Annotated in this window: 22 protein-coding genes; 13 read left to right on the forward strand and 9 right to left on the reverse strand. The window is 29.6% G+C overall.

Annotated features, from left to right (window positions below):
* Positions 1-29: 29 nt before the first annotated feature.
* From WG945_RS16160 to WG945_RS16170, 3 genes are all read right to left on the reverse strand, one after another.
* Entirely contained in the window at positions 30-1,619 is a 1,590-nt protein-coding gene (locus WG945_RS16160; RefSeq protein WP_068449996.1) for a hypothetical protein, read from the reverse strand.
* Between the two features lie 5 nt (positions 1,620-1,624).
* Positions 1,625-3,217: a peptide chain release factor 3 gene (locus tag WG945_RS16165; protein WP_068449941.1), complete on the reverse strand. Its 1,593-nt coding sequence runs from the start codon at positions 3,215-3,217 to the stop codon at positions 1,625-1,627.
* A 206-nt stretch (positions 3,218-3,423) separates the two neighbouring features.
* Positions 3,424-4,104 carry a peptidylprolyl isomerase gene (locus WG945_RS16170; protein ID WP_068449942.1) on the reverse strand — a complete coding sequence of 227 codons (681 nt, stop codon included), beginning with the start codon at positions 4,102-4,104 and terminating at the stop codon, positions 3,424-3,426.
* 122 nt (positions 4,105-4,226) lie between these two features.
* Between WG945_RS16170 and idi the strand changes: the two genes are divergently transcribed.
* The 7 genes from idi (at position 4,227) to WG945_RS16205 (ending at position 7,857) form a co-directional block, all read left to right on the forward strand.
* Positions 4,227-4,745 carry an isopentenyl-diphosphate Delta-isomerase gene (idi, locus tag WG945_RS16175; protein WP_068449943.1) on the forward strand — a complete coding sequence of 173 codons (519 nt, stop codon included), beginning with the start codon at positions 4,227-4,229 and terminating at the stop codon, positions 4,743-4,745.
* The gene (locus tag WG945_RS16180; protein WP_068449944.1) at positions 4,738-5,151 is read left to right on the forward strand and encodes a 6-pyruvoyl trahydropterin synthase family protein; all 414 of its coding nucleotides are present in this window, start codon (positions 4,738-4,740) and stop codon (positions 5,149-5,151) included. The genes idi and WG945_RS16180 overlap by 8 nt, the downstream gene beginning before the upstream one ends.
* 32 nt (positions 5,152-5,183) lie before the next feature.
* Positions 5,184-5,915, forward strand: coding sequence for a 3-deoxy-manno-octulosonate cytidylyltransferase (kdsB, locus tag WG945_RS16185; protein ID WP_068449945.1), 732 nt, complete (start codon positions 5,184-5,186; stop codon positions 5,913-5,915).
* 3 nt (positions 5,916-5,918) lie between these two features.
* Positions 5,919-6,620, forward strand: coding sequence for an HAD family hydrolase (locus tag WG945_RS16190; RefSeq protein WP_068449946.1), 702 nt, complete (start codon positions 5,919-5,921; stop codon positions 6,618-6,620).
* Positions 6,617-7,243 (forward strand): chloramphenicol acetyltransferase, encoded by a 627-nt coding sequence (locus WG945_RS16195; protein ID WP_068449947.1) that lies wholly within the window; start codon positions 6,617-6,619, stop codon positions 7,241-7,243. Before WG945_RS16190 ends, WG945_RS16195 begins: the two co-directional genes overlap by 4 nt.
* A gap of 28 nt (positions 7,244-7,271) precedes the next feature.
* The gene (locus WG945_RS16200; protein WP_068449948.1) at positions 7,272-7,532 is read left to right on the forward strand and encodes a hypothetical protein; all 261 of its coding nucleotides are present in this window, start codon (positions 7,272-7,274) and stop codon (positions 7,530-7,532) included.
* 130 nt (positions 7,533-7,662) lie between these two features.
* Positions 7,663-7,857 (forward strand): hypothetical protein, encoded by a 195-nt coding sequence (locus WG945_RS16205; protein WP_068449949.1) that lies wholly within the window; start codon positions 7,663-7,665, stop codon positions 7,855-7,857.
* Positions 7,858-7,894: 37 nt separating this feature from the next.
* On the opposite strand, the gene WG945_RS16210 is transcribed toward WG945_RS16205, so the two are convergent.
* Genes WG945_RS16210 through WG945_RS16225 form a run of 4 tightly spaced genes read right to left on the reverse strand, consistent with a single transcriptional unit; the run spans position 7,895 to position 10,985 of the window.
* Positions 7,895-8,353 (reverse strand): hypothetical protein, encoded by a 459-nt coding sequence (locus tag WG945_RS16210; RefSeq protein WP_068449950.1) that lies wholly within the window; start codon positions 8,351-8,353, stop codon positions 7,895-7,897.
* Between the two features lie 10 nt (positions 8,354-8,363).
* Positions 8,364-8,903 (reverse strand): hypothetical protein, encoded by a 540-nt coding sequence (locus WG945_RS16215; protein ID WP_068449951.1) that lies wholly within the window; start codon positions 8,901-8,903, stop codon positions 8,364-8,366.
* A 33-nt stretch (positions 8,904-8,936) separates the two neighbouring features.
* Positions 8,937-9,485: an RNA polymerase sigma factor gene (locus tag WG945_RS16220; protein ID WP_068449952.1), complete on the reverse strand. Its 549-nt coding sequence runs from the start codon at positions 9,483-9,485 to the stop codon at positions 8,937-8,939.
* Positions 9,486-9,536: 51 nt separating this feature from the next.
* Complete coding sequence (locus WG945_RS16225; protein WP_068449953.1) at positions 9,537-10,985, reverse strand: nicotinate-nucleotide adenylyltransferase; 1,449 nt, start codon at positions 10,983-10,985, stop codon at positions 9,537-9,539.
* A 77-nt stretch (positions 10,986-11,062) separates the two neighbouring features.
* Here WG945_RS16225 and WG945_RS16230 point away from each other — a divergent pair, with 77 nt between their 5' ends.
* The 5 genes from WG945_RS16230 (at position 11,063) to WG945_RS16250 (ending at position 15,181) form a co-directional block, all read left to right on the forward strand.
* On the forward strand, positions 11,063-11,845 hold the full coding sequence (locus tag WG945_RS16230) for an MBL fold metallo-hydrolase (protein ID WP_068449954.1): 783 nt from the start codon (positions 11,063-11,065) through the stop codon (positions 11,843-11,845).
* 104 nt (positions 11,846-11,949) lie between these two features.
* Entirely contained in the window at positions 11,950-12,303 is a 354-nt protein-coding gene (locus tag WG945_RS16235) for a hypothetical protein (protein WP_068449955.1), read from the forward strand.
* 9 nt (positions 12,304-12,312) lie between these two features.
* A complete protein-coding gene (locus tag WG945_RS16240) occupies positions 12,313-13,113 on the forward strand; it encodes a hypothetical protein (RefSeq protein ID WP_068449997.1) in 801 nt (266 codons plus the stop codon).
* A 17-nt stretch (positions 13,114-13,130) separates the two neighbouring features.
* Complete coding sequence (locus WG945_RS16245; RefSeq protein ID WP_068449956.1) at positions 13,131-13,616, forward strand: Rab family GTPase; 486 nt, start codon at positions 13,131-13,133, stop codon at positions 13,614-13,616.
* 5 nt (positions 13,617-13,621) lie between these two features.
* The gene (locus WG945_RS16250; protein WP_068449957.1) at positions 13,622-15,181 is read left to right on the forward strand and encodes an ATP-binding response regulator; all 1,560 of its coding nucleotides are present in this window, start codon (positions 13,622-13,624) and stop codon (positions 15,179-15,181) included.
* Positions 15,182-15,211: 30 nt separating this feature from the next.
* On the opposite strand, the gene WG945_RS16255 is transcribed toward WG945_RS16250, so the two are convergent.
* The gene (locus tag WG945_RS16255; protein WP_068449998.1) at positions 15,212-16,792 is read right to left on the reverse strand and encodes an LTA synthase family protein; all 1,581 of its coding nucleotides are present in this window, start codon (positions 16,790-16,792) and stop codon (positions 15,212-15,214) included.
* Between the two features lie 324 nt (positions 16,793-17,116).
* Positions 17,117-18,148, reverse strand: a complete 1,032-nt coding sequence (gene tsaD / locus WG945_RS16260; protein ID WP_068449958.1) for a tRNA (adenosine(37)-N6)-threonylcarbamoyltransferase complex transferase subunit TsaD — start codon at positions 18,146-18,148, stop codon at positions 17,117-17,119.
* A 211-nt stretch (positions 18,149-18,359) separates the two neighbouring features.
* Between tsaD and WG945_RS16265 the strand changes: the two genes are divergently transcribed.
* Positions 18,360-22,772, forward strand: a complete 4,413-nt coding sequence (locus WG945_RS16265) for a translocation/assembly module TamB domain-containing protein (RefSeq protein ID WP_068449959.1) — start codon at positions 18,360-18,362, stop codon at positions 22,770-22,772.
* The last annotated feature ends 30 nt before the right edge of the window (positions 22,773-22,802 follow it).

The raw sequence follows: 22,802 nt of genomic DNA on the forward strand, positions 1-22,802 counted from the left end.
TTATGATTCTGAAACAAGTTCAGGATACATTATTTTTTAGCATTTAAAATTGATAAACCATAAGTAAAACCAATATTTAAATTTGTTGAGTTTACGTTACCATTAGGAGACCACATTTGTCCGCCCGAAGCTGTAAACGAAAAGTTGTCGTTTAAATGATAATTAATACCTACGGTTGGTCTTACTAAAACACCTTCGCCAGAATCTACACCACCGCCACCTGCAACACCTGCTGCAGCTTCTACAAATAATGAAAAATTGTCATTTAAAAATTTATTTGATTTTATTCCCAATCCAAAAATTCCATGAGCATAACCACCTGCACCACCTAAATAAGCAAAAGAAGCTTCTCCGGCTATATAAAAACGATGGTTTAGGTCGTAATTAATTTTTAATGCTATTAACTCTAAATCATGTTCTTTGTATTGTCTATCAAGAATGGCAACATCAAAATAAGTTTGATTTTGCACACCAATTTGTATTCCTTGGGTATTTATATATTTAATTTTTTCTGCTGCGTAAGGATCTTTTATTCCGCCACTTAAACCATGATATTTTAAACTAAAACCGGCTGTATATGCTTCAAAAGTACCACTAACAGATTTATGATAACCACCATGAAGACCTAATCCAAAATTTTTGGTAATTTTTACATCTGCACCCACACTTGGGTACATGGTTAAACCACCTTCAGGAAAAATTCTACCTCCTGCAGCACCAATTCCTGCTTTTGCAAAAAAGTTTACATATTCTGTTTCTATAAAGTTTTTACCAATACCGAAAAAAACATCCATAAAACCAGCTCTTAAACCACCATACATGGCATCTACATGTGCGTAAACAAAGGTGTTTTTATTTAAATAACGTTGGTACTCAAAACCTAAAAGACTTAATGTTTGGGTAATTGGAGTGGTATTATTAAAGTTTCCAAAACCATCGTTTCTTGAAGATCCTATTGGAAAAAGATAATCAAAAGTAATTTGTTGTACACTTTTTACAGCAGGCTTCCTCCAAACTTCATCTTTGGTTTCATTGTTAACTGTAAAAGATTTTTGAGCATGTTTGTAAGATGTAGTTCTTAACGAGGTTGGTATTTCTACAAAAAAGGAAATATTATCTCCTTTTTGAATTCCGGTAAAAAAGTTTACATACCCATATTGCAAACCAAATGCATATCCGTTATTTTTATATTGTAAACCTACATTTGGGTAGATAATTCCACCACCATCAACTAAGCTTCTAAAACCACCACCGCCTCCTATGTGCACGTTGGCATCGAAATACAAGTTTTTATAAAGTTGGGTATTTACCCCTAAATTTACTCCTAAAGTAAACAAACCACCTTGATCTCCATAAACTGCTCCGTGAAAACCCGCACCTGTATATAACCAATCATTTAAAGGAAAATTATAATTTAATCCAAATAAACCCATTCTTGGTTGAAGTGTGTAGGTACTACCATCTCCATAATTGTATGTATTATTTGGTTGGTCTATTAAAATATAATTTAAACGAATTGAATTGTGTAATTCTTTTGGTTTAAAATCTGATAAATTATAAGTCTGTGAAACTCCGTTAAAACTGAGAATTGTTAGCAGTAAAAAAAGTAATTTCTTCATCATAATTATTTTTTAAATTCACTTGTAAAATGCAATTTAACCGTTGGGTATTTACTTTGTGTCATTTGTATTGTAAACTCAGAATCTGCTAAAAATACCAACTGACCTTGTTTGTCTTTTGCTAAATAACGCTGTTTAACACGTTTAAATTCTTTAAATTCATCGTTTTTGATATCTTCTGGCTCTACCCAACATGCTTTGTGAACACTTAAGTTTTCGTAAGAACATTTTGCACCATATTCATGCTCTAGTCTATATTGAATTACCTCGTATTGTAATGCACCAACAGTTCCAATAACTTTACGACCGTTCATGTCTAACGTAAATAGCTGCGCTACACCTTCATCCATTAATTGATCTAAACCTTTATATAATTGTTTAGATTTCATTGGGTCTGCGTTATTTACGTAACGGAAATGTTCTGGAGAAAAACTAGGAATTCCCTTAAAATTCAACTCTTCTCCTTCTGTTAAAGTATCTCCAATCTTAAAGTTTCCGGTGTCATGAATTCCTACAATATCTCCAGGAAAAGATTCATCTACTATTTCTTTTTTCTCTGCAAAAAATGCATTCGGACTAGAAAATTTTACTTTTTTACCATTTCTAACATGTAGATAAGGGGAGTTTCTTTTAAAAGTACCCGATACAATTTTAATAAACGCCAAACGATCTCTGTGCTTAGGATCCATGTTTGCATGGATTTTAAATACAAAACCAGTCATTTTTTTCTCTTTAGAATCTACTAAACGCTCTTCTGCTTTTTTAGGTTGTGGAGCAGGAGCAATGTTAATAAATGCGTCTAATAATTCTTTTACACCAAAATTATTTAAAGCAGAACCAAAAAATACAGGTTGGAGCGAACCGCTCAGGTATTCTTCTCTTTCAAAATCGGGGTAAACCTCGCTTATCAATTCTATTTCCTCACGTAAAGTATCGGCAGCTTTTTTACCAACGATAGTATCTAGTTCTGGGTTTGATAAATCATCAAACTCAACACCTTCAGAAATAGAAGTTTTATTATCACCAGAAAAAAGATTTAATTTCTTTTCCCAAATATTATAGATTCCTTTAAAATCATATCCCATTCCTATAGGGAAACTCATTGGGGTAACAGTTAAACCTAATTTTTGCTCAACTTCGTCTAGCAAATCAAAGGCATCTTTTCCTTCTCTATCCAACTTGTTGATAAAAACCAACATCGGAATTTTTCTCATTCTACAAACTTCAACCAATTTCTCAGTTTGAGGCTCCACACCTTTTGCAACATCAATTACTACAATAACACTATCTACAGCAGTTAAAGTTCTAAAAGTATCTTCTGCAAAATCTTTGTGACCAGGAGTATCTAAAATGTTTATTTTTTTATCTTGATAAATGAAAGCTAAGACAGAGGTAGCAACAGAAATACCACGCTGACGCTCAATCTCCATAAAATCGGAAGTTGCTCCCTTTTTTATCTTATTATTTTTTACAGCACCTGCTTCTTGTATTGCACCACCAAATAGTAACAATTTTTCTGTTAAAGTTGTTTTACCAGCATCCGGGTGCGATATAATTCCAAAGGTTCTTCTACGTGCTATTTCTTCTAAAAATGTCATCTACAAAATTTGAGGTGCAAAGATAGGTTTTATATACGATATTTTATAGTGAATTTAAAGGACTAAAAACGGAAGGATTTGATACTGTTTTTAACCATTTTAACGGGTTCATATTTTAATACAAATAGTTGATAAATTTTTGTTTTAAAAAGGATGTTGCTTATGTAAGTTGTGAGTTTGCTTTTTTTAGTGTGAAAAGGGTTGAATTATTCTATAATTTCGATGTGCATTTTTACATCATCAATAGGCCATTCATCTTCACCAACCTTAACTTTAGACATTTTTGTCATGGTATCAAAACCAGAAATAACTTCACCAAAAACAGTATGCTCATTATCTAAATGATGTGCGCCATTTTTTTTCTGAACAATATAAAATTCAAAAGGACTTGATAATTTATTAGGATTGTTATCCCATTGTCTGGCTGAAGCCAATGCACCGTATGTATGTTTTCTGTTATTTCTAAATTCTGGTTTTAATAAATAATTCCCATATTTTCTTCGTTCTCTCTGCGTGTACATTTCATCAGAATTACCACCTTGAAGTACAAAGTTTTTAGCAATTCTATAAAAAACAGTGGTGTTAAAATATTTTATTTTAGTTAAGAAGATAAAATTAGCTCTATGTATTGGCACATCTTCAAATAAACGCAATTTTATTTTACCAAAATCGGTAGTAATCTCTACAATGGTTTCTGGGTTTTGTTTGCCAAATTCAGTTAAAAAAGCTTCTGTATTGTGGCTATTTAAGCTATCCCAAGCTTTCACAACTTTTTCTTCTGCCTTATTTTTATGGATCGATTTTTTTTGAACAGATTTGTTTTCATCTTTACATTGATAAAATGCAATTATGGCGATTATAAAAAAGGCTTTTAAGAAAAGTTTCATGAAAGAAATTGGATGTTAATAATTACAAATATATGTTATCATAATAAAAGAATAGAAAACTCTGATGGCTTTTGTAATTATTTTATGATTTAATACTCATTGATTTTCTTATTTTTGCTAATATGGAAGAACAAGTAGTTTTAGTTGATGAAAAAGACAACCCAATTGGGTTGATGGCAAAAATGGAAGCACACGAAAAAGCTTTATTGCATAGAGCTTTCTCGGTATTCGTTTTTAATGACAAAGGAGAATTAATGTTGCAACAAAGAGCTGCGCATAAATATCATTCACCTTTATTATGGACAAATACCTGTTGTTCTCATCAAAGAGATGGAGAAACAAACTTAGAAGCAGGTAAAAGAAGATTAATGGAAGAAATGGGGTTTGTTACGGAGATAAAGGAAGTTTTTTCGTTTATGTACAAAGCACCTTTTGATAATGGCTTAACAGAGCATGAGTTCGATCATGTTATGGTTGGGTATTATAATGATGCTCCAAAAATAAATAAGGAAGAAGTAGAAGCTTATAAATGGATGACTTTACTAGATGTTAAAAAAGACATAGAAAACAATCCTACAGAATATACAGAGTGGTTTAAAATTATATTTGACAAATCTTTTGAAAAATTAACAAATGCCTAAAGTAAAAGTTTATAGAAGAGCTCATTTTAATGCGGCACACAGACTATTTAATTCAGATTGGTCTGACGAGAAAAATGCAGCAGTATTTGGTAAATGTAGCAACCCAAATTATCATGGTCATAATTACGAAATGATTGTGGCTTTGTTTGGTGAAGTAGATCCTGTTACCGGTTTTGTGTATGATTTAGGCCTATTAAGAGAATTGATTAAAGAAGAAATAGAAGATCCTTTTGATCATAAAAACCTAAATATTGAAGTTGCAGAATTTAAAAACTTAAATCCAACTGCAGAAAACATCTCAATAATTATTTACAATAAATTAAGACCTCACATACCAGCACATTTAGAAATAGAAGTGACTTTATACGAAACACGAAGAAATTTTGTGCGTTATTCTGGAGAGTAATCATTTTTACAAGTACCTATTAAATATATTTTATGAAAATAATTGCCATGATTCCTGCACGTTATAGTGCATCTCGTTTTCCAGGAAAGTTAATGAAAGATTTAGGAGGGAAACCTGTAATTTTAAGAACGTATGAAGCAGCTTTGCACACCAATTTATTTGATGATGTTTATATTGTTACAGATTCTGATGTTATTTTTAAAACGATAGAAAAAGCAGGCGGAAAAGCAATTATGAGTACAAAAGAACACGAATGTGGTTCTGATAGAATTGCTGAAGCTGTAGAACATATAGAAGCAGATATTGTAATTAATGTACAAGGAGATGAACCTTTTATAGATGCAGTTTCACTTTCTAAATTAATTGATGTTTTTAAAAAAGACGATAAAAAAGAAATAGATTTAGCTTCTTTAAAAGTACAAATCACTAATAAAGAAGATATAGAAAACCCTAATAATGTTAAGGTAATTACAGATGTAGATAATTTAGCAATTTACTTTTCTAGAAGTGTAATTCCTTTTCATAGAGATAAAGATATTACTGTTAAGTATTACAAACACAAAGGTGTGTATGCGTTTAGAAAACAAGCTTTAATAGATTTCTACAATACACCAATGACACCTTTAGAAGCAGCAGAGAAAATAGAAGCCATTAGATACCAAGAAATTGGTAAAAAAATTAAAATGGTAGAAACAGATGTAGAAGCTGTTGGTATAGATACTCCAGAAGATTTAGAAAAAGCAATTCAATTTTTAAAGGCATAAATTATGACTAAAATAAGTAAAAACATAAAGGTAATTGCTTTTGATGCTGATGATACTTTATGGGTAAACGAAACTTATTTTAGAGATGCAGAACATCAGTTTGCAAAACTACTAGCAAAGTACGAAACCGAAAATAAAATAGACCAAGAGCTTTTTAAAAAAGAAATTAAAAACTTAAAATTGTATGGTTATGGCGTTAAAGGTTTTGTTTTGTCTATGGTAGAATGTGCCTTAGAGCTGTCTAATTATCAAGTAAATCAAAAGACAATTGCTGCAATTCTAGAAATAGGTAAAGAAATGATAGAAAAACCTATAGAATTGCTAGATGGAGTAGAAGAGGTGTTGCAATCGTTACAAGGAAAGTACAAGTTAATTGTTGCTACCAAAGGAGATTTATTAGATCAAGAAAGAAAACTAGAAAAATCTAACCTGTTAAAATATTTTCATCACATAGAAGTGATGAGCGATAAGAAAGTTAAAGATTACAAGAAATTAATAAAACATTTAGATATTGCACCATCAGAGTTTTTAATGATTGGTAATTCATTAAAATCAGATGTGCTACCATTAATAAACTTAGGAGCATCTGCAATTCACGTTCCGTTTCATACCACTTGGGTACATGAAGAGGTTAGTGATGAAGAGAAGTCTGATTCAGATTATAAAACAGTTCCTAAAATTAAAGACATTGTTGGTTTTTTATGAAATATTTAGATGTAGATACCTGGAATAGAAAGCAACATTATCAGCATTTTTTAAGTTTACAAGATCCGTTTTTTGGCGTTACTGTTAATGTAGATGTTACTACTATTTATAAAAAATCTAAAGCAGAAAATATATCTTTTTTTGCAATGTATTTACATGCTTGCTTAATAGCGATAAATAAAATAGAAAATTTTAAATATAGAATTAAAGAAGATAAAGTTTTAATCTGTGATGCCATACATGCTTCGGCAACAATTGCTAGAAAAGATCATACTTTTGGTTTTTCTTTTATTTCCTTTTCTGAAGACTTTAATGAGTTTAATAAGAATTATTTAAAAGAAAAAGAACGAATTTTAAATTCTACAGATTTATTTCCACCAATAAATTCAGATAGTTGTATATATTGCTCCGCTTTACCTTGGTTTACCTTTACAAGTCAAAAAGAACCCGTTTCTGGAGTTAAAAATGAAAGTATACCTAAGTTGTCATTTGGTAAAATTTATGCAGAAAGTGATAAAATAATGATGCCTGTAGCTATTTCTGCAAACCATGCTTTAGTAGATGGATATCATATTGGTTTATTTTTTGAAGAATATCAGAAACAATTAGATAAAAACACCTAACTTTGCAAAATTAAATTTTAAATAAGTTATGGCAAGTATAAAAAACTTAAAAAAAGATATCAATTACGTTTTAGGTGATGTTATCGAATATGCATTAGATGTTTCAATCTTAAAAAATGCACCAGAAAAAGGAGAAGCAATTATTGATGAAGCGATCGAAACTTTTGATACTTTAGTTTCTAAAGTTAACAACAGTAAAGTAGAGAACAAGAAAGCTCACTTTAAAGCAATTAATTTAGAGTTAGAAGAAAAAGCTAAAGGTTTGGTAGAGAAGATTAATACTTTATAATCTTAACAAATTTTTAAGCATAATTTAAGACCATCATTTATACAATGATGGTTTTTTTTGTTATTTTTGGTACAAGCATACTATAACGATTTAGTAGGCGTTCTATTATTGTATAATTTAATTATTAAAAATGGCTAGAGCAATGTTTGAGTACACTAAAACGGTACTAAAAAAGGTGAGTTTTAATTCAGATTTGTTTTGTAAAGAACTAGAAAAGGCCTTAAGTCGATTGTTACCTTATGAAATAGATGAGCTAACAATTTGGTTAAAGCAGTTTACTTCTAATAAACCAGAATTATATTCTTGTATGGCATTAATTAAGTAACAAAAAAAAAGGAAGCATTTAGCTTCCTTTTTTTTGTTTAATTTTTAGAATCTGATTTCCTATGCTTGTATTTACTCATTAGTTTTCTGCCAAACTCCATTTCTGCTAATTGTAGTTTAACAATCTTTTTATAAGAAATTACTTTTTTTACGTTATTTATAAAATCATTTTGAGATTCATAAATTTTTTGATCTGTGTCTAGTTTTAAAGCGATTAATTTTTCTGCTTCTTTTTCAGAAACCGAGTTAATATCTCCTTCTATCATAGCTCTTTTAATTTCCGACCTTAGTATGTTTCTTAAGCTATACTGTTCTTTACTATAGGTGTTGTAAATAGGCCAAAATTTTTCAGCTTCGCTAGGAGATAAATTTAATTGTTCTGTTAAATAAGAGATTTTTAAAGCCTTAATCTTTTCTTTACTTCCTTGTTTATCTTGAGCAGACAAGGTAAGAGTACAAAAAAGGGTAATGCAAATAATAGTGATAATTTTTTTCATATTCTTAATTTTAGTTTATTTCATTTAAAAATGAAGTGTTGTCTATAGAGTTCATGTAGTCTTCAATATTTTCATCCTCTAAAGATGAAAAATAAAAGTCACTTTCTTCTAAAACATCATTTTCTAATACAATTGCAATATCATTGGTATGTAATGTGGTAGAATTTAACCAGAACTCTATATCATCATCAGAAAGAGAGTCTATGGTAAGTTCTTCTGTTTTGTTAAAAACAAAAGAATTTAATCCAATAAATAAAATAATTGAAGCAGCAGCAGCAATAGGAATCATTTTTAAAACTCTTTCTTTAAAAGAAATAACTTTTGTTTCTTTTTTTGGTGATGAAACTTTAGCTAAAATTTCATTTTCTAAATCATTAAAGTAATTATCTGGTGCTGTAAAACCATTTTCGTTTATAATATTTTCTTCTGCTAATTTTGTTTCAATAGCATTTTCAATTGTATCAAAATAGTTTTTAGGAAGAGAAAAACTAGTTTCCTTTCCTAATATTGAGTTTAAATACTCTTCGCTATTTTTAATCTTGTTTTCCATGATACTCTTTAGACCTTTGATTTGTAAAAAGGTTTAATTTGTTTCTTTTTTTATATAAAGTTCAATTTTCTTAACTGCTTGAAAATAAGAGGCTTTTAAGGCTCCTACAGATGTTTCTAAAATTTCAGACATTTCATCATATTTTATTTCATCAAAATATTTCATGTTAAAAACAAGTTGTTGCTTTTGCGGTAACGTTGCAATTGCTTTTTGTAAAATAACTTGAATTTCATCACCAGTAAAAAAATCATCACTCGCTAGAGTGGTTGCTAATTCTTGTTGGTAGTCAGAAATATCTAAACTTCTTTTTTTGGCTCTTTTGTTGATAAAAGTGATAGATTCATTCGTTGCAATTCTGTACATCCAAGAAAATAGTTTACTCTCTTGGTTAAATTTGTCTATATTTTTAAAAACCTTAATAAAGGTGTTTTGTAAAACATCATCTGCATCATCATGAGAAATCACAATTTTACGTATATGCCAATACAAGCGTTCTTTATAGAGAGTTATCAGTTCTCTAAACGCTTTGTCTTTAGTCTGAACACTTTTTAGTTGTTCTATTAAAAGAGTTTCATCTATCAACTATAATCGTTTATAAAGTTTAGACTAAAAGAATATTAAAAGGTTTAATTTTTATTTTCTTACTCTTGTTCTAGAGTAGCCAAAAAGTCTCTTTTGTTTTATTGTATCAGAAATTCCTTCTGGTAACATGTCTTCCCAACCTTTTTCTCCGTTTAAAATCATTTTTAAGATAGTACGAGAAAAAATATCTAGGATATCTTTGTCAAAATCATCAATATTAACAAGCTTTCCGTTGTTTTTAAAGAACTTGTATAGTTCTTTCATTCTAGGGTGAACCTGTAAGTTTTCTATAGTAATATATTCGTCAGATTCAGTGTCATGATAAGGGTATGTGTATACCTTTAAGTCTCTGTAAAATAATTTACCAAAAGCTTCTAGAATTCCTCCACTTAAATTACGGTAATATTTTTCTTCAAAAAGTTCAATAAGGTTTTGACCTCCCATGGTTAACCCCATTCTTTCTTTGGTGAATTCACTAAAATATTCTACCAATTTAAAGTACTGTTGAAAGCTAGTAATCATTACATTTTGCCCTAGAGAGCAAAGTAGTTCTGCTCTGTCTAAGAAATCTCTTTCGTTAATTTTACCCTCTGAAGTAAGGTTGCTTAAGGTAATCTCAAAGATAACTTGAGTTTTACTTTCTTCAACTTTCTTTTCGGCCAAAAACATTTTTTTAGACTTTTCATACATGTCCATATTTACCTTAGTAACAGGTCTAAAACTTCCACGTAAAGCTAAAATGTTTTTCTTATATAAAACTTGTGCTGGTAATAAGTTATTTCCGTCTGGGCCAAACATAACGGCATTTGTCATTCCGTTTTTAAGTAATTGTAAACTCATTAAACGATTGTCTACATACATAAAACGTGGACCAGCAAAATTAATCATATCAATTTCTAACTGGTCATTACTTAAATTATCATAAAAAGATTTTACTAAATCTTTAGGATTATCATTTAAATAGAAGGCACCATAAATTAAATTTACACCTAAAATACCTAAGGTTTCTTGCTGTAAACGGGCATCGGTTTCTTTAAAACGTAAGTGTAAAACAATTTCATTATAGCCTTCTAAAGGGTCTAATTGAAAACGGATACCTACCCAACCATGACCTTTAAATTGCTTTGCAAAATCTATAGTAGTTACGGTATTTGCGTAACTAAAAAATAATTTATCTGGATGTTTTTGTCTGCTTAATCGATCTTCCATTAAATCGATTTCGTGACCTAACATTTTTTTTAAACGTGGCTGCGTTACATAACGATTGTCTTGTTCCATGCCATAAATAGCATCAGAGAAATCTTTATCATAAGCACTCATTGCTTTTGCTATTGTACCAGAAGCAGCTCCAGATCTAAAAAAGTTACGAGCAGTTTCTTGACCTGCACCAATTTCTGCAAAAGTTCCGTAAATATCTCTATTTAAATTAATTCGTAGCGCTTTGCTTTTAATAGTAGGAACACTACTAATTTCTTGATCTCCTTTTAAAGAAATTGCCATATAATGCTATTTTAAGATTGAAACAAATGTACTAAAATAGACTGCTATGAGTCAATTTTTATGTTATTTTTGTTGGAATGAACTTTACTAAGAAACAACTGAATATTACTTTTTTAGGAACAGGTACTTCACAAGGAATTCCTATGATTGCAAGTAACGACCCTGTGTGCTTGTCTAAAAACTTAAAAGACAAACGTTTGAGGTCTTCTATTTTAATCTCTTGGGACGATGTTTCTTACACCGTAGATTGTGGGTTAGACTTTAGGCAGCAAATGTTAAGAGAGAATGTTCAGTCTTTAAATGGAGTATTTTTTACACACGAACATGCAGATCATATAGGTGGTTTAGATGATTTAAGAGCGTTTTGTTATCAAATAGGGGAGATGCCCATTTATTTATTAGAAAGAACTTTACTTAGTTTAGAAAAAAGGTTTGATTATATTTTTAGTGTAGAAAACAGGTACCCTGGTGCGCCTAGTGTATTACCAAAATTAGTGCATAAAACTAGTTTTAATGTAGCAGGGTTAAAGGTTACACCTATAGAGGTTCTTCATGGAAAATTACCCATTATAGCCTATAGGTTTGGAGACTTTGCTTATTTAACAGATGTTAAAACTGTTTCTGATGAAGAAAAATTGAAGCTTAAAGATTTAGATGTTTTAGTTATAAATGCATTAAGAATAGAAGCGCATCCTACGCATTTTAACTTACAAGAAGCATTAAATTTTATTGCAGAAATAAAACCTAAAAAAGCCTATCTCACACATATTAGTCATAAACTTGGATTTCATGATGAGGTTTCTAAAATATTGCCTAAAAATGTGTTTTTGGCCTATGATGGTTTAAAAATAACGGTTTAAGATTATATTACCTCTTTTTTAATGTATATTTGTTAGGAGTGCCTAATTTTTAACACTTAATTAAGAATAAAACAATTAGTTACAGTAATCAACTTTTAGTATAAATGGAAAAAAATTCAGAAAATAAACAGCCTGTTGTTGAAAATCATAAAATAGATGATAGAATTGCAGCAGTAAGAGACTTGATTTTTGGAGAAAACATGCAGCAATACAGTACTGAGTTTGCAGATGTTTACGACCAAATTAAAACACTTAAAGATCAAACAAATAAAAATCTATCTGAGTCAGTTACAAATCTTGAAAATAAATTAGCAGATTTAGAAAGTTTAATGGAGCACAAGTTTCAAGACTTAAATGACGATTTAGATAAAAGATTAGCCGATTTAGATGATGAAAAAGCAGACAGAAAAAAACTAGGTAAAGCTTTAGAGAAAATTGCATTGATGTTGCAAGAATAGATGAAAAAAATGCCTGCAGATAACAATAAAGACAATCGTTTTGAGTTGCTCAGAGACCTTTTATTAGCTGATGATAGAGAAAAGTTTGATTCTCTTAGTGAAGAAATTATTCTTCGAGAAAAACTGTCTAAAAGAGTAGCACCTCTTGTAGATGAGAAAATTACGGACTTACGTAATAATTTTTCAAGAGATTTTGGAGATACCATTACAGAAACTATAAAAGTTCAAATTAGAGACTCTCAAGATGAAGTTGTAGAAGCCTTGTACCCAATTATGGGTAAAATGGTTAAGAAATTTATTGTTGCAGAAATTACTAAGTTGTCTGATAGTATTAATAAAACTATAAAAGAAAAATTCTCCATTCAACAAATTCTTAAAAGATTTTTTAAAGGGAAAAGAAATGATGCTGGCATTGTTTTAGAAGGAGTTTTTGAATTTGTTATAGAAGAAGTTTTTATAATAGAAAAAGAATCTGGTTTACTTTCTGGAAACTATTCTAGAGGAAGTGTTGTTGATAAAGATATGATTTCTGGCATGTTAACTGCTATTAAATCTTTTGCTGAAGATGCTTTTTCTAAAGAAGGACAAGATTTAGAAAATATAAAGTTCGAAACTTTTCAGCTTTCTATAAAAAACTTTAAAACTATTTATATTGCAATTGCAACTTCTGGTGTTATCACAGAAGAGCATACAGAAGAATTGTCTGACAGCATAAATAACTTAGCCGAAATTATTTTAAGAGATCGAACTTATTTATCGGATGAAGAGCGTTTAAATAAGTTGATTTTTAAGGAAATAATCGAAGCCTAAATAATTATTCATAATTTATGATTGCAAAGAAAGTACTGCTCGTTGGTAATTTTGGTGTTGGTAAAACATCATTAATTAGACGATTTGTTTTAAATGAATTTTCTGAAGATTACATTAGTACTATTGGTGTTAGAGTGAGTAAAAAAGTAGTGGAATATAAAAATGAAACTATTAAATTGATGATTTGGGATGTTGCTGGTACAAGCGGAAATGAAAAAATACCGAAAGCTTATTTTTTAGGTTCTAGTGCGGCAATGTTTGTGTTTGATGTAAGTAGAGAAGAAACGTATTTAACCATAGCCGAGAATCTAAATATAGTTAAAGAACTGTCTGGTTTGCAAAATATAACTGTGGTTGGTAATAAAAAAGATTTGCTTTCTGCAGAAGAATTAGAAAATGTAATACAAAAAGTTTCTGTGAATATAGATTTAATTACCAGTGCCAAAGAAGATGAAAATGTAGAAGATGCTTTTATGAAATTAACCACGCTAGCCTTAAAATAATAGTATTGATACCTGCAAAAATAGATGATGTTTTTATACAATTGACTACTGATTATTCGGGAGTTATTACAAACATTATTGCTGGTAAATTTGCCAAATCTTCATTTATACCTAAAGAATCTATCTACGATTCTTGTCCTTTTTTAGAAGGTACTTTAGATGCTTTACCTTTAAATGAGCCTTTTCTTTTAGAAGGGATGATTATTTTTTCTGAAGAAGATGAATACAACATAGATTTAGAACTTTTTAAAAACGATGTTTCCATTAGTGTTTTAATACATAATAGAAGCAGTGTTTACAAATATGTAAGTGAGCTAAATCAAAATAGAAATGATATTTTTTTCATAAAAAGAGAACTTGCAGAAAAAAACATTGAATTAGATAAATTACGAAAAATTGCAGACAAAGCGAATGAAGAAAAGTCTCGTTTTTTAGCAATGATGAGTCATGAAATTAGAAACCCATTGAATTCGATTCTTGGATATTCAGAAATGATTTCATCAGAAAAATTGAATAAAAAAGTAGCTGTATACATTAAAAACTTATCATCTGCAGGGAAGAATTTAAAAGTTATTGTAGATGATATTTTAGATTTGTCGCGTATTGAAGCTGGTAAATTAGTTTTAGTTCATGAAGAAATTTCTATTCTAGAAATTATTAAGAATTGCAAAAACGATTTTCAGCATATCCATACAAATAAAAATGTGGATCTTGTTTTTTCAACTTCAGAAAAATTACCAGAAATTGTTTTAGGTGATGTAGTAAGAATTCAACAAATACTATCAAATTTAATTGGTAATGCAATTAAGTTTACTAATAAAGGAAAAGTTGTAACAAGTGCAAAAATAACTGTTGAAACAGAAAGTAAGGTTGTTTTAATTTTTGAAGTTACAGATTCTGGTAGAGGAATGAATGCTTCTCAGTGTTTAAAAGTCTTTGAAGAGTATCAGCAAAATGAATTAAATGACCAATATGTACATGGTGGTGCAGGTTTGGGGTTAGCTATTGTAAAACGTTTGGTAAAAGCCATGAACGGTAGTATTTCTGTAAAAAGTGAATTGAATAAAGGGACTTCTTTTTTTGTGGAAATTCCTTTTGAAAAAAGAATAAAATTTAAAAAGAGTCCGGTAACACCAATAGTCGCTAAAAATAAAAATATACCTTTAAAAGGTATAAATATTTTAGTTGCTGATGATGATATCATGAATCAAACAATAGTTGCGCATATTTTAAAAAAAGAAAAAGTAAATTTAACCATTGTAAGTGATGGTTTAGAGGCACTTTCTAAGATTGAAAAAGAAGTTTTTGATGTTGTTTTATTAGATATTAACATGCCTAATATGACAGGTGAAGAATTGATGCGAAAGAAAGCTATTATTGCTAAGGTCAATGATAAAACTCCTTTTTTAGCATTAACCGCCAATACCACTACAGAAGATATAGAAAGATATTCTAACCTAGGTTTTTCTGGAGTTATTTCTAAACCTTATACGATTGTTGATTTTATTGATAAAATTAGAAATGTTCTTATCAATCAACATTTACCAAACAATAGAACTCTTTAAGATCTTAGTGTAAGTTAATATTTATTACACTTAATCTCTATCTAGAAAATCTTGAAAAGCATCTTGAGAAATTGATTTTCCTAAAGAGTCTAATTCTAGAGCTTCTGTACCTTCTTCTAAAATTGGTTTTTTACTAACATGATCAAATAGATACAGTCCGTTTTTACTAAGTGTACCAAATCCTTTGTTAAAGATATAATGTGCGTATTGTTTATCGGAAGTATTAAAGATGTTTTTACTAAATTTAAATTCAGAATTATCGCCTTTTAATAAATCTAGTAAGGTGTAAGATAAGTCTATTTGACTGGCAATATTATCTATTTCAATTCCTTTTTTATTTAAAGCACCACCTAACCATAACATAGGTATTTGAAACTTTATTGGAGCATTAAAAGCACCTTTGTGTTCAGGAGTACGGTGGCCATGATCTGCAATAATAACGATTAGGGTGTTGTTGTACCAAGGTTGCTGTTTTGCAAATTGAATAAATTTTCCAATTGTTTTATCTGTGTAAGCATGTGCACTTCTAAATTTATTTTCTTCGGTGTCTTTACCAAATTCATAAGTATCAGGAAACTCGTAAGGCTCGTGACTTGTAAGTGTTAAAGCGATTTTAAAAAATGGTTCGTTTTGTTTTTTAGACAAGTCGTCTGCTAAACGTTTCATAAATACGTGATCGTGCGCTCCCCATTTAGAATTCCAATCTTTTACATCAAAATCGTTTCCATCTACAAATTCAGTAATGCCTGAATTTCGTAAATAGGTATTCATGTTTCCAAAGTTTAAATCACCGCCATAATAAAAAGAAGTATTGTAGCCTAAATCCATCATTTTTTTAGGTAACATTGGTAGGTTTCTAGTTTTATTTGGCATTTTCATAACGCTCTGCGATGGTTGTGGGTAGTATCCACTTAAAATAGCAGGAATCCCTTTGTCTGTTCTGTCTCCGTTAGCATAAAAGTTGGTAAATAAAATTCCTTCTTTAGAGAGTTTGTTTAGGTTTTCTGTTACGTTAGGTTCACCTCCTAAAGAACCTACTACTTTTGCAGTTAAACTTTCCCATATAATAAAGATTACATTGGGTTTTGTAGTATTTAAAATACTATCGGTATCTGCTTTTAAAAGTTGAGACCTTCTTTTGTTAATGGTGCTTTTTGCTATTTCAGTATCAAAAAATTTATAAGGATTTTTACCGTTAGGTTTGTGTGTAAGTGCGTTAGAAAAGTTCCAAGCATAATTTATAGATGAATGGTTTGCAAACATTTTATTAGAAAAATAAACATTACTTTGGTTAACAGGTATGGTTTGTAAACCGCCTCGTACAGGTATAATTAAGGCTGCTGTTATTAAGAAAAAAAGAACAGCTTGTAACCAGAAACCTTTTTCTACTTTGGTTATTTTTTTTGATATAATTCTGTTGAACCATTTTATAAAGACGAAAGAAGTAATCAGCCAAAAAAGAGTTCCGCTTACCTTTTGGAAAGTAGAAACAGAAGCAATCATAATTTCTGGAGTATTTAAATACTTTAACAAAGAGGCGTCTAAACGCGTTCCCCAAGATTGATATAGGCTTGCATCAATAATTAGTAATAAACTTAAAATTACAATCATTATTGCTGAATACCACTTTATGATTCTTCCAATTTTTTTAGCGTCGATAAAAACAGTTAAAATGATAATTAAAAACGGAGTAAAACATAAATAGGCGGTAAAAGAACTGTCTAACCGTAAACCGTAAAGAAATGTTTTTAGCGTAGTTAAAAAGTCTAATTCCCTTGTTTTATCAATATAAAAAAGAAGAAAAAATAATCTTGCAAACGCAAAATATCCAATCCATAATAGAAAATAATAAATATTGAATAAAAATCTGTTTTTAAATGTTTTCAAGGAGTAGAAATTCGGTTTGTTAATTATGTTTGTTTTTATAAAAAGCTTCTAAGAGTTTTCTGTAACTTTTAAACGCGCTTTTGCTGTTACAGAAACATCAGAGTAATTGTTGTTTAAGTATTTTAAATATCCAGTAATGGCAATCATTGCAGCATTATCAGTAGTATATTCAAATTTAGGTACGTAGGTAGTCCATCCAAAATGTTTTTCTGCTAATTGTAAGCGGTTTCTAATTTCTGAATTTGCAGAAACTCCACCAGCAATAGCAATATGTTTAATACCTGTTTGTTTTACCGCATTTTTTAATTTATCCATTAAAATTTCTACAATTGTATATTGTATGGAAGCACAAATGTCGTCTAAATTTTCTTCAATAAAATTAGGGTTTATTCTAACTTGTTTCTGAATAAAATATAAAATTCCTGTTTTTAAACCGCTAAAACTAAAATCTAAATCACCCACTTTTGGTTTTGTAAACTGAAAAGCTTTTGGATTTCCTAGTTTTGCGTGTTTGTCTATTAAAGGACCACCGGGATAGGGAAGACCTAAAATTTTTGCAGATTTATCAAAAGCTTCACCAACGGCATCATCAATAGTTTCACCTAAAACTTCCATTTCAAAATAATTGCTCACTTTAACAATTTGTGTATGTCCACCACTAATGGTTAAACAGATGAAAGGAAAAGGAGGAGTTTTGCTATTTTCTTCTTCAATAAAATGAGATAAAATATGAGCTTGCATGTGGTTTACATCTATTAGAGGTATTTGCAACCCAAGGGCCAAAGATTTGGCAAAAGAAGTGCCTACCAATAAAGATCCCATTAAACCAGGACCGCGTGTAAATGCAATTGCAGATAGATCTTCTTTAGTTATATTTGCTTGCTCTATAGCTTGTTGTACTACAGGAACAATGTTTTGTTGATGTGCTCTAGACGCTAGTTCTGGAACTACACCACCATATTTAGAATGTATTTCTTGGTTAGCAACAACATTACTCAGCACTTTTGCGTTACAAATTACTGAGGCACTTGTATCGTCACAAGAAGATTCTATCCCTAATATATAAACCTGTTTTTTCATTAAAAATGATAATTTAAAGCAAAATTAAGGATTATTTTATGTTGTCTTCCTTTTTTAAGAATAGAAATTTAATTCTTTGTTAAATTTGCACGTTCTTTGTACTAATTGGCAGTGTTTTTGATTCATAGAAATCATATTGTTACAATCATTTTAAATAAAAAATATTATCAAAAAAGCAGGAAAAATAATACTGAAATGGCTTGGGTACTTTGTGCTCTTTTTACTGTTCATTTTTATTTTAATTTCTATACCTGCTATACAAACAAAATTAGGTACTTATGCTACTCAAAGACTTAATGAAGATTTTAATACGAATATATCTATAGAAAAAATAGATTTATCTTTTTTAGGTAACATTCAATTAAAAGGAGTCGATATTAAAGACCATCATCAAGATACTTTAATCTATGTTAAACAGTTAACGAGTTCTATTTTAAATGCCAAGAACTTTTTAGATAACAAAGTAAACCTAGGGAGTATTTCTTTGGAAGGTGCTTATGTTTATATGAAAACCTATAAAGGAGAAAAAGATGACTCTATGGCTGTTTTTATAGATAATTTTGATGATGGTTCTCCAAAAGATTCGCTCTCTACACCTTTTATCTTAAAATCTGATAACGTATATGTAAGTGATTTAAATTATAAATTGATCAACGAAAACAGTAACAATCCTATTTTATTTTCAGCAAGTAATGGAGGAGGTAATTTACAAGATTTATTAGTCTATGGACCCGATTTTTCATCGAAAATAAGAGGGCTTTTCTTTGTTGATAATAGAGGATTAGAGATTACTAGCTTAACAACAGATTTTTCATACTCTAGAAAGGCAATGCATTTTGTAAAAACAACATTGCAAACTAGAGAGTCAGAAATTAAAGGTACAATAGCTTTTAATTACAAGAGAGAAGATTTAATAGATTTTAATAATAAAGTAGATATTACAGCAGCTTTTACAGAGAGTACTATTTCTATTCCAGATTTAAAGAAATACTACAATGAATTATATGGAAGTGATGTAGTTACTTTTACAGGAGATTTTAAAGGAAAGTTAAATAATTTTTCTTTAAACAATCTTTGGTTAACTTCTAAAAAAGGGATTAAAGTAATTGGAGATTTAAGTTTTGTAAACGCAGTTAATTTTGAAAAAGGATTTGTTTTTAATGGTAATTTAAGAGATTTAACAGCAACTTATTATGACCTAAAAAGTGTTTTGCCAAATGTTTTAGGGAAAACATTGCCCTCTGAATTTGCTAAATTTGGTAGATTTACTCTAAAAGGGAAAGTACATGTTACCCCTAAAGAAATCAAAGCCAATTTAGATTTAAATTCAGAAATAGGGAATGTTATATCAGATTTAGAAATTTCTAATATAGACGCTATTGATTATGCCGCTTATAGCGGAAAGATTGAATTGAACAAGTTTAATATTGGCGAATTATTCAACGACCCTTTATTTGGGGAAGTGTCTTTAAAAGGAGATGTAAAAGGGAGTGGTTTTAAGCTAGATAATATTAATACTTCTTTTATAGGAACTGTTGCAGCTCTTAATTTTAAAAATTATACTTATAAAAAAATTGAAGCAAATGGTCAATATCAAAATAACAAATTTGATGGAGATTTAAAGATAGATGATGTCAATTTTAAAATGAATTTTAATGGGTTGGCAGACTTATCTACAGATATAAATAAATTCGATTTTAAATCAAATATTGAATATCTAAACTTAAAAGAAACAAATCTTTTTACAAGAGATAGTATTGCTGTTTTAAAAGGGAATATTGAGTTAGATGTAGAGGGAAACACGTTTGATGATATCACTGGAAAAGCAACTTTTACAAATATTTTATACACAAACCAAAAAGAAGAATTTAATTTTAAAGAATTTAATGTAGTATCGTCTTTAAAGGATAGTATTAAAACAATAGAGCTGGTTTCTAAAGATATTGCAGAAGGTTATTTGTCTGGTAAATTTTCTTTTTCAGAATTGTTACCCGTTGCCCAAAATGCGTTAGGTAGTGTTTATACAAACTATAAACCGTTTGCTGTTGCACCTAATCAATTTTTAGATTTTAATTTTACCATCTATAATCAAATTGTTACGGTATTTTTTCCTGATATTTCTATTGATAATAATACCAAGGTAAAAGGTAAAATAAAGGCAGATAAAAACCAACTAAGGTTAACGTTTTCTTCACCAAAAATAGAAGCTTATGGTAATGAGGTAAAAGATGTTTTATTAAGAACAGATAATCAAAATCCGCTTTATAATTCGCATTTAACGGCATCCGAAGTAAATACAAAATATTATAATGTTTCTAAATTAAACTTATTGAGTTTAAATCAGAATGATACTTTGTATTTTAAATCAGAATTTGAAGGAGGAATTAAAAAGAACGAAGATTTTAACCTCGATTTTTTCTACACCTTTAATCCTGAAGGGAAATCTGTAGTTGGTTTCCAAAAGTCATCCTTTATATTTAAAGAGAACACTTGGGGAATTAATCCAGATGTTTCAAGTAAAAATAAAGTTACTTTCAATATTAAAGAAAATGATTTTAATTTTAGTCAGTTTAAATTTACCTCTGGCGAGCAGAAAATAGAGTTTTCAGGTACTTTAAAAGGAGATTCAGAGAAAGTGCTTTTAGCCGATTTTACAAAAGTTAAATTACAGAGTTTTTTACCCAAAATAGATAGCCTTGCATTAAAAGGAGTATTGTCTGGTCATGTAGATTTTGTACAAAATAAAGGTGTTTATAATCCGGAAGCATTACTTTCTATTGCAGATTTTCAGGTTAATAATTTTAAACAAGGAGATTTATCTCTAAATGTAAAAGGAGATAATTCTTACAAAAAGTATAAGGTTGATTTATCTATAAATAATGAAAAAGTAAAAAGCATTGCAGCTACAGGTTCTTTAGATTTTTCAGAAAAAAGACCTTTAATAGATTTAGATGTCTACTTAGAAGAATTTGGTTTAGATGCTTTTAGTCCGCTTGGTCAAGATGTTTTATCCTCTATAAGAGGTACAGCAAATGGAGATTTTTCTTTAAGAGGTTTTTTAGGAAATCCTGAGATGGAAGGTACTTTAACGCTTAAAGATGCAGGTTTAAAGTTTCCATATTTAAATGTAGATTATGATTTTGAAGGAGAATCTATAATCAGTTTGCAAGAACAGTCGTTTATTTTTGAAGGAGTATCATTGATAGATACCAAACATAAAAGTAGAGGGAGGCTTATTGGAGATATTACTCACTTAAATTTTAAAAAGTGGTTTTTAAATATAGAAATAGAGAGTAATAATTTATTGGTTTTAGATACCAAAAATACAGATGAAGCATTGTATTATGGTACTGCTTTTATAGATGGTACAGCTAATATTACAGGGTTAACAGACCAATTGACCATAGATATTAATGCTAAAACAATGTCTGGCACTGCATTTGTGGTTCCTTTAAAAGATATAGAAACAGTAGATAGTTATAATTTAATTCATTTTAAAACGAAAGAAACTGGGATTAAGGAAAAGCAAAAAGAAATTGCCTTAGAAGCTATTAAAGGATTGTCTTTAAATATAGATTTAGATGTAACAAGTGATGCAACAGCGCAAGTAGTTATAGATGAGGTAAACGGAAGTCAGTTAACCGGTACAGGTAAAGGAAACCTTAGAATTGAGATAAATACACGAGGTAAATTTAACATGTTTGGGGACTATACGATAGACAGCGGAGTGTATGATTTTAAATACGGAGGTATTGTAAATAAGCCATTTTTAATACAAAAAGGAGGTACCGTTTCTTGGAATGGAAATCCGTATGAAGCCAATTTAGATGTAACGGCAATTTATAAAGCAAAAGCAAATCCAGGAGTTTTATTGCAAAATTTTAATTCTAATAGAAAGATTGAGGTAGATTTAGTAACTAAAATTACAGGAGGTTTGTTTAGTTCTAAACAAGATTTAGACATTCAATTAACAAATGTAGACCCATCAATAGCCAGTGAATTAGAGTTTATTTTAAATGATAATAATGTAAACGAGAAAACAACACAATTTATATCATTACTTGCATTTGGTACTTTTGCAAACCCAGATAGAGCAGATTTTAATGCGAGTGAAACCTTTTCTAATACAGCCTCTAGTGCAGTGTCTGCAGCTTTTTCTAGTTTATTAAATAATCCTGACGGTAAATTTCAATTAGGGGTAGATTATCAACAAGGAAATAGCGGTAATGATATTGGAAACGTATATACAGATAATCAAGTAGATGTTTCTGTAAGCACCCAGTTAGGTGATAAAGTTGTTATTAATGGAAAAGTAGGAGTGCCTGTTGGTACACAAACTCAATCTAGTGTTGTTGGTGAGGTAAAAGTTGAAATATTACTAAATGAAGAAGGAAATTTTAGAGGTGTTATTTTTAATAGACAAAATGAAATACAATACTCTACAGAAGAAGAAGGCTACACACAAGGAGTAGGACTCTCTTATCAAGTTAATTTTAATACACTTTCTGGCTTGTTAAGAAAAATTAAAGGAAAGAAAAGAGTAGATAAAGCAAAAAAAGCTTTGATAAAAAGAGATTCCATATTTAGATTTAAAGATAATTTAATAAATTTTGAAGGAAACTAATCAACTCACTACTTATTAAAAAAAAAGTGA

The organism is Polaribacter atrinae (assembly GCF_038023995.1).
Classification (GTDB): Bacteria; Bacteroidota; Bacteroidia; order Flavobacteriales; family Flavobacteriaceae; genus Polaribacter; species Polaribacter atrinae.